The organism is Pseudomonas sp. A39, from assembly GCF_058145955.1.
Genome location: NZ_JBYVMD010000060.1, coordinates 1 through 15,536 on the forward strand (window position 1 = coordinate 1; position 15,536 = coordinate 15,536).

The 15,536-nt window shown below is 60.4% G+C and carries 9 protein-coding genes and 1 pseudogene; 7 read left to right on the top strand and 3 right to left on the bottom strand.

Translation table 11 applies throughout. The features are described 5' to 3' along the window. Both AC3ZU9_RS28245 and AC3ZU9_RS28250 read right to left on the bottom strand, forming a co-directional pair. A pseudogene (locus AC3ZU9_RS28245) lies at window positions 1–245 on the bottom strand (ribonucleotide-diphosphate reductase subunit beta); the annotation flags it as partial. Between the two features lie 576 nt (window positions 246–821). Further along, window positions 822–1,091, bottom strand: coding sequence for a DUF2790 domain-containing protein (locus tag AC3ZU9_RS28250; protein ID WP_015885484.1), 270 nt, complete (start codon window positions 1,089–1,091; stop codon window positions 822–824). A 413-nt stretch (window positions 1,092–1,504) separates the two neighbouring features. Between AC3ZU9_RS28250 and acs the strand changes: the two genes are divergently transcribed. The 7 genes from acs (at window position 1,505) to AC3ZU9_RS28285 (ending at window position 9,403) form a co-directional block, all read left to right on the top strand. After that, window positions 1,505–3,460 (top strand): acetate--CoA ligase, encoded by a 1,956-nt coding sequence (gene acs, locus AC3ZU9_RS28255; protein WP_122811362.1) that lies wholly within the window; start codon window positions 1,505–1,507, stop codon window positions 3,458–3,460. Window positions 3,461–4,111: 651 nt separating this feature from the next. Then, the gene (locus AC3ZU9_RS28260) at window positions 4,112–4,897 is read left to right on the top strand and encodes an ABC transporter substrate-binding protein (RefSeq protein ID WP_015885482.1); all 786 of its coding nucleotides are present in this window, start codon (window positions 4,112–4,114) and stop codon (window positions 4,895–4,897) included. Window positions 4,898–4,988: 91 nt separating this feature from the next. Continuing rightward, a complete protein-coding gene (locus AC3ZU9_RS28265) occupies window positions 4,989–5,678 on the top strand; it encodes an ABC transporter permease (protein WP_015885481.1) in 690 nt (229 codons plus the stop codon). Next, window positions 5,675–6,373, top strand: a complete 699-nt coding sequence (locus AC3ZU9_RS28270; RefSeq protein WP_015885480.1) for an ABC transporter permease — start codon at window positions 5,675–5,677, stop codon at window positions 6,371–6,373. The genes AC3ZU9_RS28265 and AC3ZU9_RS28270 overlap by 4 nt, the downstream gene beginning before the upstream one ends. 1 nt (window position 6,374) lies before the next feature. After that, a complete protein-coding gene (locus AC3ZU9_RS28275; RefSeq protein WP_490091648.1) occupies window positions 6,375–7,487 on the top strand; it encodes a succinylglutamate desuccinylase/aspartoacylase family protein in 1,113 nt (370 codons plus the stop codon). 27 nt (window positions 7,488–7,514) lie between these two features. After that, complete coding sequence (locus AC3ZU9_RS28280) at window positions 7,515–8,279, top strand: ABC transporter ATP-binding protein (RefSeq protein ID WP_003214336.1); 765 nt, start codon at window positions 7,515–7,517, stop codon at window positions 8,277–8,279. A 143-nt stretch (window positions 8,280–8,422) separates the two neighbouring features. Beyond that, window positions 8,423–9,403, top strand: a complete 981-nt coding sequence (locus AC3ZU9_RS28285) for a GlxA family transcriptional regulator (RefSeq protein WP_015885478.1) — start codon at window positions 8,423–8,425, stop codon at window positions 9,401–9,403. On the opposite strand, the gene AC3ZU9_RS28290 is transcribed toward AC3ZU9_RS28285, so the two are convergent. After that, window positions 9,404–15,334, bottom strand: a complete 5,931-nt coding sequence (locus AC3ZU9_RS28290; protein ID WP_490091649.1) for a dermonecrotic toxin domain-containing protein — start codon at window positions 15,332–15,334, stop codon at window positions 9,404–9,406. It abuts the gene before it with no gap. Between the last annotated feature and the right edge of the window lie 202 nt (window positions 15,335–15,536).

Below are 15,536 nucleotides of genomic sequence, written 5' to 3' on the forward strand. Positions count from 1 at the left end.
GCGACGCGGGCGGCGGAGCCTTCGAGTTCGGCGAGGCCTTCGGCGACGTCGAGTTTGTCGAGGGCGGCCTTGGCGCGCACGATGGCGGCGGAGTCACTGGCGGTGACGGCGCGGGCTTCGATGGCGGCGGCAGCGCCGGCACCGTCGAGGCGGTCCATGTTGGCTTCGGTGGCGTGGCCGGCGTTGGCGCCTTTGGTGGCTACTTCGCCGTCTTCTTCTTTGTCGAATTCGTCCCAGCTCAGCATGACGTGTCGTCTCCTGCGTGAGGGCTCAAGGTGCCCGTGTGAAACCGGATGGTTGGGTGTTCACACGGCCCCAGGGCCGCGGTGGATCTTAAGGAATCGTTTGTTGCAGCAGCTAGCGCAGGCATTAAACGCAATAGGGTAACGGGTGCTCTGCGTGAGGCTTGAGGGGCGGAGCGGTAGGTGCTTGCTCCAGCGGAGGCCTCAGGTCTGGCTCTTCATCCCTGTGTAAAGGGATATTGCAGGCCCGATTTACCCGCGCATTGTAGGGGAAAAAAACCGGTTTGTGTTGAGGCGGATGGTCACGGAGACGGGCCAGAATGGCGTGTTTTTCGGCCAGAGTGCGGGTTTATAAGGCTTTGCTGCGGTTGGAATTTTTTGACGGGCGGCGGGATGTTTTTTGTAGGGCGGGGAGAGGAGTGGTGAGTCAGGCTTTATAGGGTGGGTGTGGCGGCTATTGCTATCGGGGGCAAGCCCCCTCCCACATTTGGGCGGTGTCGGGCTTGGGGTCGGTTCTTGGCCGCAAGATCGATTTCTTGCGGCGACCAAGATCCGAGTTGAATCTAAATAACCAAGTTATTACCCGTTAGAGCAACCATTGCCCATCACATGGTAATTAAGAATATGACGCTGACCTTGTGAGTCTTCGTATTCCATCTTTACCGGTACAACTTCGCACACTTCCGGAATGTTGCTCATGGACAGTACTTTTGCTACGTCCAGATGGGTGCTGTAAGTGTAGTCCTCAACGATCGGGGTGTTGCGACCAGCTACGTCAGTCGGGGCTTCGTCGGCCAGGGCGGCGGTGGCGCACAGGCTGCTGAGGGCCATAACTACTAAAGCTTTCATTTCTCTATTTACCTTCTTCAGGGCGAAAGGGGTCACGGGACCCTTGTGAGGCCACGTGTGTAACTTAAGAGTTGGGAAGTTCGGATTAACGTTGCCTTCGTGGGGGCTGTTACGTTGTTAATCACTGCTGTATTTAACTAAAGTGCCGTGTTGGCGGAAGTGATTTTAGGCTCTCAGGTTATATTCATATACCCGTGCTTTTGATAAACACTGTTGGCGGTTTTTGTAACAATCCTGTGGTAAAGCTTTTTTCACAATGCTGCGAAGCGCCGCAGGCCGCGGGCTAGAGGCGCAGGAGGGGATATCAGGGCAATTTGTAGGGGCTTGTTACTACCATCGTCGAATGGTTCTATAGGCCAGCCCCGGCTACAACAGGGCCATACAACAACAACTATGTCACCGAGGTAAGAAAGATGAGTGCGGCTTCCCTGTACCCCGTTCGCCCCGAAGTAGCAGCCAACACGCTGACCGACGAGGCAACCTACAAGGCCATGTACCAGCAGTCGGTGGTCAACCCCGATGGCTTCTGGCGCGAGCAAGCCAAGCGCCTCGACTGGATCAAGCCTTTCACCACGGTGAAGCAGACTTCTTTCGACGATCACCATGTCGACATCAAGTGGTTTGCCGATGGCACCTTGAACGTTTCCTACAACTGCCTGGACCGTCACCTCGCCGAGCGTGGCGACCAGGTGGCGATCATCTGGGAGGGCGATGACCCTGCCGAGAGCCGCACCATCACCTACCGCGAGCTGCATGAAGAGGTCTGCAAGTTCGCCAACGCCCTGCGTGGCCAGGATGTGCACCGCGGCGACGTGGTGACGATCTATATGCCGATGATCCCCGAAGCCGTGGTCGCCATGCTGGCCTGTACCCGCATCGGTGCGATTCACTCGGTGGTGTTTGGCGGTTTCTCGCCGGAGGCCCTGGCCGGTCGCATCATCGACTGTAAGTCGAAGGTGGTGATCACTGCAGACGAAGGCATCCGCGCCGGTAAGAAAATTCCACTGAAGGCCAACGTCGACGACGCCCTGACCAACCCGGAAACCAGCAGCATCCAGAAGGTCATCGTGTGCAAGCGCACCAATGGCCAGATCAAGTGGAACCAGCATCGCGACATCTGGTACGAAGACCTGATGAAAGTGGCGGGCACCGTGTGTGCGCCCAAAGAGATGGGCGCCGAAGAAGCGCTGTTCATCCTCTACACCTCTGGCTCCACCGGCAAGCCCAAGGGCGTGCAGCACACCACCGGCGGCTACCTGTTGTATGCGGCCCTGACCCATGAGCGTGTGTTCGACTACCGCCCAGGCGAAATCTACTGGTGCACCGCCGACGTCGGCTGGGTCACCGGCCATACTTATATTGTCTACGGCCCGCTGGCCAATGGCGCGACCACCTTGCTGTTCGAAGGCGTGCCGAACTACCCGGATATCACGCGGGTGGCGAAGATCGTCGACAAGCACAAGGTCAATATTCTCTACACCGCCCCGACCGCGATCCGCGCGATGATGGCTTCCGGCACCGCCGCTGTTGAAGGCGCCGATGGCAGCAGCCTGCGTTTGCTCGGTTCGGTGGGGGAGCCGATTAACCCAGAGGCGTGGGACTGGTACTACAAGAACGTCGGCCAATCCCGTTGCCCGATCGTCGACACCTGGTGGCAGACCGAAACCGGCGGCAACATGATGAGCCCATTGCCGGGCGCGCATGCGCTCAAACCGGGTTCGGCGGCACGCCCGTTCTTCGGCGTGGTACCGGCGCTGGTGGACAACCTCGGCAACCTGATCGAAGGCGCCGCCGAAGGTAACCTGGTGATCCTCGATTCGTGGCCAGGCCAGGCGCGTACGCTGTTTGGCGACCATGACCGCTTCGTCGACACCTACTTCAAGACGTTCCGTGGCATGTACTTCACCGGTGACGGTGCGCGGCGTGACGAGGACGGTTACTACTGGATCACCGGGCGTGTGGACGACGTGTTGAACGTGTCCGGCCACCGCATGGGCACCGCCGAGATTGAAAGCGCGATGGTTGCGCACCCGAAAGTTGCCGAAGCGGCCGTCGTCGGTGTGCCGCACGACATCAAAGGGCAGGGCATCTATGTGTATGTCACGCTCAAAAATGGCGAAGAGCCGAACGAAGCGCTGCGCCTGGAGTTGAAAAACTGGGTGCGCAAGGAGATCGGGCCGATTGCTTCGCCGGACGTGATCCAGTGGGCGCCGGGCTTGCCGAAGACGCGCTCGGGGAAAATCATGCGGCGGATTCTGCGCAAGATTGCCACGGCCGAGTATGACGGGTTGGGGGATATCTCCACCCTGGCGGATCCGGGCGTGGTGGCGCATTTGATTGAGACGCACAAGACCATGAACGTCGCGTAACGCGGGTTAGTGGGACCAAGCCCCATCCGGCGTGAGTCGGGTGGGGCTTTTTTGTGGGATCTTGAAACCAATGGAGATCAAATGTGGGAGGGGGCTTGCCCCCGATGGCAGTGTGTCAGTGGCCATATTTGGCGCTGGTCCACCGCTATCGGGGGCAAGCCCCCTCCCACATGGGATCTGCGCCAGTCAAATAAATATCGGTTTTTCGTGTAGGGCGTTTCTGAATGTTACCGCCAGCCCTGAATGTGTAACCTCGCGCCCAGACATGAGGCAATGTGCTACGCCCATGCCCCGAAAAACCGCGTTCCAGACACCCCCAGAAATAAGATTAAACGCCACACTTGCCGTGCTAGAAGGGTTTGCGAATAATAGGCCCGCAATTTGCAGCGTCTACAGGTTTAATGTCTTTTGTCTCTGCATAAAATCCAGAGGCTGTCAATGAGTTGGAACCGCTTTCTCGGTGCTTCTGTAAATTGTTGTCGCATTGAGGAAATATCGGCTTCCGGCCTGTCGTTAGAATGCCGATCACTCGCTCGTCGTCTCCGGTGTGTAACTGGTGTAGGACGCAGCAGCGCAATTCGGTTTCCCTTACGTCGCATCGTGGGCCATGGCTCATACTGCTGTTTTGCCCTATACCGATGGAGTCCCAAGATGAAGAAACTCGTGCTGTTGGGCGCCCTGGCGCTGTCCGTGCTGTCCATGCAGGCTTTCGCTGAAGGCAAGCCTCTGAAAATAGGTATCGAAGCGGCTTACCCTCCGTTTGCTTCCAAAGCGCCCGATGGCAGCATCGTCGGTTTTGACTACGACATCGGCAACGCCCTGTGCAAGCAGATGGACGTGAAGTGCACCTGGGTCGAACAAGAGTTCGACGGCCTGATCCCGGCGCTGAAAGTGCGCAAGATCGACGCGATCCTGTCGTCCATGTCCATCACCGAAGACCGTAAGAAGTCCGTGGACTTCACCAACCGCTATTACCTGAGCCCAGCGCAACTGGTGATGAAGGAAGGCACCACCGTCAGCGACAGCCTGGATGAATTGAAGGGCAAGAAAATCGGCGTGCAACGCGGTTCGATCCACGATCGTTTCGCCAAGGAAGTCCTGGCCCCTAAAGGCGCCACGGTTGTGCCTTACAGCTCGCAGAACGAAATCTACCTGGACGTGGAAGCCGGTCGCCTCGACGGCACCGTGGCTGACGCTACCCTGCTGCAAGACGGCTTCCTGAAAACCCCAGCCGGTAAAGGTTACGCGTTCGTGGGCCCACAGTTCACCGACCCCAAGTACTTCGGCGACGGCATCGGCATCGCTGTACGTAAAGGCGACAAGGAAAACCTGGACCGCATCAACGCAGCCATTGCCGCGATCCGTGCCAATGGTGAGTACAAGAAAATCCAGGACAAGTACTTCGACTTCGATATTTACGGCGCTGACCCTAAGTAAATCGTCGCAACGGTCTGTCCAAAATGGCGCAAGCAACAGAATTCCTGCGGTTTGCGCCATTTTTTCATCCCCCTTTTCGAGGACCTGAATCATGTTGAAAGGCTACGGGGCCGTCATCCTCGATGGCGCATGGTTGACGCTTCAGCTCGCCTTGTCGTCCATGGCCTTGGCCATTGTTCTGGGTCTGATCGGGGTCGCGTTACGCCTGTCGCCGGTGCGCTGGTTGGCCTGGCTGGGTGACTTGTACTCCACGGTGATCCGCGGGATCCCGGACCTGGTGCTGATCCTGCTGATTTTCTACGGCGGTCAGGACCTGCTCAACCGCGTCGCGCCGATGCTCGGCTACGACGACTATATCGACTTGAACCCCTTGGCCGCCGGTATCGGCACCCTGGGTTTCATCTTCGGCGCCTACCTGTCGGAAACCTTCCGCGGCGCCTTCATGGCCATTCCCAAGGGTCAGGCCGAAGCCGGCCTTGCGTATGGCATGAGCAGTTTCCAGGTGTTTTTCCGGGTGATGGTGCCGCAGATGATCCGGCTGGCGATCCCTGGGTTTACCAACAACTGGCTGGTTCTCACCAAGGCCACCGCGCTGATTTCGGTGGTGGGCCTGCAAGACATGATGTTCAAGGCCAAGCAGGCGGCAGATGCCACCCGCGAGCCTTTTACCTTCTTCCTCGCAGTGGCGGCGATGTACCTGGTGATCACCAGCGTGTCATTGTTGGCCCTGCGTTCTCTTGAGAAGCGCTACTCGGTAGGCGTAAGGGCGGCTGATCTATGATCTTCGACTACAACGTCATCTGGGAGGCCATGCCGCTGTACCTTGGCGGCCTGCTGACCACCCTGAAACTGCTCGCCATCTCGCTGTTCTTCGGCCTGCTCGCCGCCTTGCCCCTGGGCTTGATGCGCGTGTCCAAGCAGCCGATCGTCAACGGTGCGGCCTGGCTCTACACCTATGTGATTCGCGGCACGCCGATGCTGGTGCAGCTGTTTTTGATCTACTACGGCCTGGCCCAATTCGAAGCGGTGCGCGAAAGCGTCCTGTGGCCGCTGCTGTCCAGCGCGACCTTCTGCGCGTGCCTGGCCTTTGCGATCAACACCAGCGCCTACACCGCCGAGATCATTGCCGGCAGCCTCAAGGCCACGCCGAACGGCGAGATCGAAGCGGCCAAGGCCATGGGCATGTCGCGCTACAAGCTGTACCGCCGCATCCTGCTGCCGTCGGCCCTGCGCCGTGCGCTGCCGCAGTACAGCAACGAAGTGATCATGATGCTGCAGACCACCAGCCTGGCGTCCATCGTCACCCTGATCGACATCACCGGTGCCGCACGCACGGTGAACGCGCAGTTCTACCTGCCGTTTGAGGCCTATATCACCGCCGGTGTGTTCTACCTGTGCCTGACCTTCATCCTGGTGCGCCTGTTCAAGTTGGCCGAGCGCCGCTGGCTGAGCTACCTGGCTCCACGGAAGCACTGATATGGAACGTATCGATCACCTGTTGCCCTGGGGCCACCTGGGCTGCGAGCGCCAGCTGAGCGTGTTCCGTTTCGGCAAGGGCGAGCGCAAGGCCTATATCCAGGCCAGCTTGCACGCCGATGAATTGCCCGGCATGCGCGCCGCCTGGGAGCTGAAAAAGCGTCTCACCGAACTTGAACAGCAAGGCGCCCTCAACGGCGTGATCGAGCTGGTGCCGGTGGCCAACCCGATGGGCCTGGGCCAGTTGCTGCAAGGCAGCCACCAGGGTCGTTTCGAAGTGGGCAGCGGCAAGAACTTCAACCGCGATTTTGTTGAGTTGAGCGAGCCGGTCACTGAGCTGCTCAAGGGCAAGCTGGGCGATGATCCCCACGCCAACGTGCGCATGATCCGCCAGGCCATGAACGATGTGCTCAGCGCATTGCCAGAGCCGAGCAGCCAGTTGCAGGGCATGCAGCGCATCCTGCTCCGCCACGCGTGCACCGCCGATGTGGTGCTCGACCTGCATTGCGACGCCGAAGCCGCGCTGCACATGTACGCGCTGCCGCAGCACTGGCCGCAGTGGCGCTCGCTGTCGGCGTACTTGAATGTGAGAGTCGGCCTGTTGGCGGAAGACTCCGGCGGCAGTTCGTTCGATGAGGCCTGTTCGCTGCCATGGCTGCGTTTATCCCAGGCGTTCCCTGGGGCGCAGATCCCGCTGGCCTGCCTGGCGACGACGCTGGAGCTGGGCGGCCAAGCCGACACCGGACGCGATGAAGCGATCTTCCATGCCGAAGGCATCCTCGCGTTCCTCGCCGAGCAGGGCTTGATCAAGGGGGAATGGCCCGCGCCGCAGCTCGAACCCTGTGAAGGCCTGCCGTTTGAAGGCACCGAACTGCTATTCGCGCCCCACGCCGGGGTGATCAGTTACCTGCGTAAAGCCGGTGATGTGGTCGAAAAAGGCGAGCCGATTTTTGAAGTGATTGACCCCTTGGAAGACCGCGTCAGCACGATTTGCGCGGGCACCTCGGGGGTGTTGTTTGCCGTTGAACGGCTACGTTATGCCCAAGCGGGTTTCTGGCTGGCCAAGGTGGCGGGGCGCGAAGCGCTGCGTCACGGGCGCTTGCTCAACGACTGACCACCTGTTTTTGTGAGAACCGACCGCATGTACAAACTTGAAGTCCAAGACCTGCATAAACGCTATGGCAGTCATGAAGTGCTCAAAGGTGTGTCCCTGGCCGCCGCGGCCGGTGATGTGATCAGCATCATCGGTTCCAGTGGTTCGGGCAAAAGTACCTTTTTGCGCTGCATCAACCTGCTGGAGCAACCCCACGCCGGCAAGATCCTGCTCAACAATGAAGAGCTGAAGCTGGTGGCCAACAAGGACGGCGCCATGAAGGCCGCCGACCCTAAGCAACTGCAGCGCATGCGTTCGCGCCTGTCCATGGTGTTCCAGCATTTCAACCTGTGGTCGCACATGACCGCGCTTGAAAACGTGATGGAAGCGCCGGTGCACGTGCTGGGCATGTCGAAGAAAGACGCGCGTGAAAAGGCCGAGCACTACCTGGCCAAAGTCGGCGTGGGCCATCGTAAGGATGCGTTCCCCGGCCACATGTCCGGCGGCGAGCAGCAGCGCGTGGCGATTGCCCGTGCCCTGGCGATGGAGCCGGAGGTGATGCTGTTCGACGAACCCACCTCGGCCCTCGACCCGGAGCTGGTCGGCGAAGTGCTCAAGGTGATGCAGGACCTGGCCCAGGAAGGCCGCACCATGGTGGTGGTGACCCACGAAATGGGCTTTGCCCGTGAAGTGTCGAACCAGTTGGTGTTTTTGCACAAAGGCATCGTCGAAGAGCGTGGCAACCCGCGTGAAGTACTGGTGAACCCGCAGTCCGAGCGGTTGCAGCAGTTCCTGTCCGGCAGCTTGAAATAATTCCTGCTTGTGGGGTTGGCTCTGTGTGGGAGGGGGCAAGCCCCCTCCCACATTGATCTTCATTGTTTTTGAGATTTGTGTTGGTTTACGGGCTAGCATTGGCCCTTGTCTTCATTACTGTTACAGGCTTCGGATAGCACTCCATGACCGCCCACAAAATTGGTTTCCTGATTTGGCCCAGCACAAAAGCACTGACGCTTGCGCTGGCTGAGGAGGCCTTGCGCGTTGCTCAGCGGGTGCATCCGGATGTGGTGTATGAACTCTCGTTCCTGCAGGCCGAACCGCCCGCCGAAGGCGACTGGCAACTGCCGGGCGTGCCGTGGGCCGGCAAGCTTGAGGGCTTCCAGAAACTGTTCCTGCTGGCGGACGAACCGCCGACCGTGATCGCGTCACAACTGAGCACTGCGCTCAAGCAATTGGTGCGCGCCGGGTGCGTGATCGGCGGCCTGTCGGCCGGTGTCTACCCGCTGGCCCAACTCGGTTTGCTCGACGGCTACCGTGCCGCCGTGCACTGGCGCTGGCAGGACGATTTCGCCGAACGCTTCCCCAAGGTCATCGCCACCAGCCATCTGTTCGACTGGGACCGAGACCGCCTGACCGCCTGCGGTGGCATGTCGGTACTCGACCTGCTGTTGGCGGTACTCGCCCGTGACCACGGCGCCGAACTGGCCGGTGCGGTGTCCGAAGAGTTGGTGGTGGAGCGCATCCGCGAAGGCGGCGAGCGCCAGCGTATCCCTCTGCAAAACCGCCTGGGCTCCAGCCATCCGAAACTGACCCAGGCGGTGTTGCTGATGGAAGCGAATATCGAGGAGCCGCTGACCACCGACGAAATCGCCCAGCACGTGTGCGTGTCGCGACGACAACTCGAGCGCATCTTCAAGCAGTACCTCAACCGTGTCCCCAGCCAGTACTACCTGGAATTGCGCCTGAACAAAGCGCGCCAGATGCTCATGCAAACCAGCAAGTCGATCATCCAGATCGGCCTGTCGTGCGGTTTCTCCTCGGGGCCGCACTTCTCCAGCGCCTACCGCAACTTCTTCGGCGCCACCCCTCGCGAAGACCGCAACCAGCGACGCAGCAGCAGCCCATTCGAGTTGTCGTCGGTACCCTCCGAGCGCGGCTGATTATTCCTCCATGGGTTCAGTGGCGTCCGGTCGCACCAACGGGTTGCCGGCGGCATCCTGGGTGGCCTCTCTGATGCCGAAGTCGTTACCGGTGAGTAAATAGCACTGGCGCAGATGCTCCAGGCTTTGCACCGACAGCGGGTTACCGCTCAGGTCGGACGCGCCGTTGAGCCGTGGCGCCAGGTCGATGATGTCTGCCGGTATCTCGGTGATCAGGTTGTCGCTCAAGTCCAGCACGCCCAGTTCGCGCAATTCAAACAGGCCGCGGGGGATTTCGCTGATCTGGGTGTCCTGCAGGTACAGCGAATCCAGTTGGTTGAGCTGACTGACGTCCGGCGTGATACTCAGCGGGTTTTCGCTCAAATCAAGGTACCTGAGGGTGCTCATGCCTGACAGTGCATCGGCGCTGGCAGCCGTCAGTCGAATGTTGGACTCCGCCAGGGTCAGGCTGGTCAGCCTGTGCATATCGAATACCCGCTGGGGAACAGCGCCCAAGCCGAGTTTGGACAGGATCAGGGTGTCGAGTTGCAGGAAGCGCTGTAGGAGCCCGTCGACGTTTGTGGTGGCGCCTTCGCCTCCCAGTTCCAGCAGCGAAACATGGTCGAAGCGTGCGGACAGTTCCGGCAACGCCCCCATCAATGGACTCTCGAACACTATTCTGTGGGTGATGGCGCCGTTGGTTTCGTCCAGTTCGGTCTCCCTGCGCCACGCCTCTTCCAGCAGTGCCTTGAAGGCCAGGCGGTTGAATTGCTCCTGAGCCCGCATCACAGCGTCCAGCGGAACGTCCAGGATGGGGTGCCGTGTGGGGATATCCAGGGCCCATTGCTGCAGGTCGGTCATCAGTTGGTGGAATTCGCGCTCAAGGCCTTCAATCGCCGGCGCCGCTGCTTCCAGGTCGCCGGGTAATTCAAAGAAAAAGCGATTGGCTTCGTTGTCGGTAAACGTGGGATACAGGGCCTTGATCCGCTCGCTCAGTGCGGTAGGAGGGTCGGCTTTCAGGTGTTCGCCGGTTCGTTGGCAATAGCGTTTGACCTGCGCCAGTGCCTGGTTTGTCAGGGGGTTACGGGACAGATCGAAGGCGCCGGTCACCTCGGGGCGTAGCTTGAATACCGCGTCGGGAATCTGGGTGATCCGGTTACCGCTCAAGTTGATCTGCGTGCGCGCTACCGGTGTCAGCAAGCTGTCGGGAATTTGAGTGAGGCCGGTATGTTCAAGGTTGAGGCGGGACAGCCGTGGTAAGCGGCCGAATTCCGGCACCCATTCCAGTGGGTTGTGGCTGAGGTCGAGTAAGTCCAGGGCGTCCAGGGTGACAAGTGAGGCCGCGCTGTCGGCAGACAAGGTCAGTGCGCAGTAGCGCAGGCTTAAAGACGTGAGCTGCGGCAGTTCGAGCAGCGGGCCAGGAATATCGCCCATTGTGTAATGCCCAATCGACAAGTGATTGAGTGTCGGGAAACCCCTTAAAAACGGGGCTGAGTGTAAAGGGAACGGACCGTCTTCGCCTTGCAGCCGCAGCGCGGATACGTGGCTGAATACGCTGTCCAGCGGCGGGAACTCACCTTCAATCGGCTGTAGATGCTCAAGCGTGTAGGTAGGAATGGCTTGAGGGCTGTTGTTGTCCAGCGGGGTTTCCCGTCGCCAGCACGCCTGGAGCGAGTGCTGGAAGGCCAGGCGCCGGGCTTTTTCCTCGGGGGATGCCGCACTGCTGACCCAGCGGTTCAGGTCGCTATTCAAGCCTTGGTATTGCTGATGCAGGCGGGCCAGTTCGACTCGGCCGGTTTCCAGGCTTCCGGGTAAGCCGAAAATCAGGCGGTTGACCTCGTCTGTGCTGAAGCTCGGGAACAGCGTATTGACCTGCTCGACCTCCTCGCTGGGCGCATCAATGTCCCAGTGGCGGCCGGTCCTCAGGAAGTAGGCTTTGACGTGCTCCAGGGTCTGCAGGGAAAGTGGATTGTTGGAAAGGTCGAACTCCTTGCGGGTATCGCCGGGCAGCTCGAAAAAAGCCGCCGGCAGTTCACTGATCTGGTTGTCGGATAGCACGGCCAGTTCCAGTTGAGGGCGGCTCAAAAGTCCCGTGGGTAGCGCCGTGATGCCTGTGGAGGACAGGTCCAGGTCGCGTAGCTCAGGCAGGTTTTCGATGTTGGGAATAAGGCCCAAGGGGTTGTTGTACAGGTCCAGGGCCCGGAGCCGGCTGAGGGTGGTCAACGTGATGTGGCTGATGGGTGTCAGGGTGATGTTGCATTCGCTGAGGATCAACGCATTTAGATGCCCCAATGTACCGATCGTCCCAGGGAGGCTGTGGAGTCGGATCTTCCTCAGGCTCAGATGACGAAGCCTGGGGAACAGCTGTAGAAACGTATCAACATCCAATGCCTCGCCACGGCCGGTGATCTCCAGTTTGGAAATGTGATCGAAGCGCACCCGTAGCGACGGTAGTTCGCCGGAGACGGGGTGGAGCAGACTCAGTACCTGGCCGTTTCGCTCGGGCACGTCGAAATACGGGTCGACTTCGGTTTCCTGGCGCCAGCAGCGTCTGAGCTCTTGTGCCCAAAGGTGTCGATTTTGTTTGTTGTTTCCGTACTCCGAACGGCTGATGCGCACCTCGGTACCGGGGTATAGCCGGGGGGTGTTGACCACCCAGGTGTCCAGGTCTCGGCCCAGCTGTTGATATTCCTGCTTCAGCGCAGTGAGTCGCGGTTGAGCCCCACCGGGGTGGGTTTGCAAGTTGTGAATCAGTTGGCTGATTTGTTCGGCGGTGCGCGCAGGGAAGAGCTGTTGTGCCTGTTCTTCCAGGGAAGGCCGGTGGCTCGGGCCGGCGCTCGACTCCCCGGGCGCCGCACGATAGCCGTCCATGCCCAGCAGGCGCAGATGCGTGCGGGTGTCGCGGGGTGGTGGCGCGGGGTGGGCGATGATCAGTTTTTTCAGCGGTGCACGCTCCAGTGCGTGGGCAGCCAGTGCCTGCTTCAGTTGGGGGGCTTGACCGATTCGCAGGCTCAGGGCATCGCGTTCACTGTCGGGAAGGGCCTGGAGCATGGCGGTGTACAGATCCGTCTGCCCAAACAGCGGGCCTTCGCTGTCGTGTGGGGTGTAACGCCCATCAGGTTCGCGAATCAGGGTTCTAAGGGTGGGCGCTGCCGGTGTGCCAATCGCGTCGATGAGCGTAGAGGCCGGTGCCGGTCGGCGGATCTCCATGCGCACGGTGCCTGTCCACCCCGGCAGTCTTTCGAGGGAGTGCAGGGCCAGCCGGTGGGTGTCGAGGTCGTCGACGGCGTCGAGGAACAGGCCTTCGTAGGTGTGATTGAGATGGGCTTGCTCCTGCAGCGTTTTGGCCAGTTCCGCCAGGCGTGGCGCCAGCGTGCCTTGGTCGAGTTGTTGCAGTTCCTCGCTGTTTGCGCTGTGCAGTATGGCCTCGGCGGCGCTGGCAGGCAGTCCGGGGGTGGCGTCGACCAGCACTTTTTGTCGCGCGTCCGCAGGGCGGTCAAGGAGCAGGTAGCGTGACTCGAAGAGTTCCGTGCGGTGTGATCGGGCCAGGCCGGCCAGCTTTTTACGCAGGTTGGCGGCGCGCGCTCGCGTGGACAGGGTCGGGTCACCGAAGTATTCGCCCAGCAGTGCCTTTTGCTGCGGCTCATCAAGGGCGTCGAGCAGGGTGTGCAACAGGTCCCCGTTTTGCAGTTGGGCTTCTTGGATCAGGATGACGCGGGCCTGTTTATCCCCGGCAAACTCCCACAGGCGTTGACCTTGGGCATCGACAAAACGCAGGATCGCGGTCTTGGGCCACTGGTCCAGGTTAGTGAGCAGTTGCAGTTGTGTCTGGATGTCGGCATGCCCATAGACCTGCGGGTCATCGCTGCTCATTTGCCGTATGAAGTCTTGCAAGCCCTGGTCGATCTTGAAACGTTCCAGGGTGTCGAGCAGGAGCGCGGGCGGGGGATGGCCGGTGGCGTACATCTTGCGTAGCGCGCCTTCTTCGGTGGCGCTGATGCGGCGTACATTGGCCAATTGTTCGTGGGTCAAACCCTGGGTGTGCGGGCCCAGGCGTTGCATAAGGGTCTGGCTGTCCCAACTCAGGGGGCGGTCCAACTCGGTCAGCCAGGCACCCTTGCCGTTGGTGGTCAAGGGCGGGCGGTACGCGTTGGGCCGGGACGGATGTTGCAGGTAAGGCTGCTCGGTGATCGGGTCGCTTTGTACCACCAGCATGCCCTTGGCATGGGGCAGTACCTTTATGCCGTTATAGGGGTGCAGGCCCTGCACGTTGGGGTAGGAGTGCTTGGCCAGCGTGAGGTCGTGGGCATAGGGTGAGAGGTCGGGTTTCCACAGGCGCGCCTGGCCATCTGGCAATATCACGGGCTTGAGACGCTCGAAAAACGCCCAGGCCTCGGGCGGTAGCAGCTTGCGCAAGGCGCCAGTGGCCAAAGGCGCACCTGCAATGAACAGCCCCAGTTGTATCCCTTGTTCGACGAACGACAGCAAATGCCTGAAGGCTTCGCTGACCTCGCCTTCGGCCCAGTCGATAATCCACTCGAAGGCTTCATCGAGCATCTGGTAGGCGGTATAGCCGAGCATCACCAGGCCAATCGGCGGAATAAAGGGCGCAGCAATAAAGGCGGCGATTTGCAGCAGCGTCGAAGCAATTTTCTGAAAGACGCTCCAGCGCTCCCAGCGCACCTTCTGATCGACGCTGGCGGTGGACACGGCGAGGGCTTTCGCGTCCCGGTACACCTTGTTGAGCTTTTGCAGGTACAGGTGCTGGAATAGGTCGCCTTGGATGACATGGCCACCGAATGTCAGATGAGGGTTGTCGATGGGCGTGTCGCGCCACGTCGGCAGCGGGTCGCCCCGTGTGTGTGGGTGCCAGGTGACGAGGGACAGTCGGTGATTGAGGTCGGCGAAAAACTCCCCGCGCTCGTCGTGGTGGATGAAACGGCTGAAAAACTGTTGATACTCGACGGTGCGCAAGTTGTTTCCCAAGGCCTTCATGAAGGCGGCGGGGGAGGGGTATTGTTTGAGCGGCGCGTAGGGGTCGTCCGGGATGTAGGCGATCATCGGAACGTCGTGACGGCTGCCCAGGCTCTGCGAAAACAGCACGATGCCGGTCAGTGTGCTCGACATGATGCTCAGGTCGTAACACTGCAGGGGCGCGCCGGGTTTACCGCCACTTTGTGGGCTGAGCAGGCGTTGCAACAGCACGAAGGACTGGTCGTCGAGCAGGTCTTTTTTCATCCAGGCTATTTGCAGGGCAACGGCCAGGTCCGCTTTGTGGGTGGTGTCGAGCTTGAGTCGCAGTCGGGTCACGGCCACCGCGTTCCGGGCATCGAAGAATTGATCCAGGTAGTGTTGGTACCGACCGCCTATATCGAGTTCGCGGCACAGGGCGGTGAACTGGGCCACGCTGATGCGTGCGTCAAGCGTGGGCAAAGGCTCGAACTGGCCATCGTGGCGCGGCTGCGTGATGAAGCCCGACTGGGCTTCAAAGGCTTCACCCGCTTCGAAGTTATGCAAGGCGGCGTCCAGCAGGGAGACGGTCCAGGTCCGGGCTGCGCCGGTGCGGATAGGAAACCACGGGACAGTCTGGGGCACGTAAAACCGCAGGTAGGTAGCCCGTACATCGAGGTCCATGCCGAAGCGCTGCTTGAGTAACTGTTGCAGCAGTGGAGCGCCAAAATCGGCGGGTGACAGCAGGTTGTTCATCGCCTGATCCACCTGGTTTTGCGCGACCCAGGCCGCCCCGACGAGGGCTTTGAGGGTGTCATGTTCCCTGGGGGTTGCGGTTTTGTACCAGTCGGCAATGGCGGCTTGCCCACGGCTGAGGGCCGCACGCTTGGCTGGCGAGGCGTTGATGACCCAGGCGGGTATCGACTGTTTGAGGGTTTCCTCATGCACGTCGGTGTAGGCGTTCAAGGGCGGGGTGTGGAGGGTGATGGAGGATGGGGTCACGAGCGCGGTCCTTTGCATGATCAAGAAGGCTGTCAGCAAAGCAATCCGGCGCCTGCACTCGGCGGTAGATAAATAACCTGCCGGCATTCCCGCTGCCTAAGACGGCGTGGAACGTTTAAACTGCGCCATTGCGACGCTATTTGTCGCATTGGCGTAAACCCGCGTAAAACGGGGGTTGGCGCTATAAGAAGTTGTCGCTTGG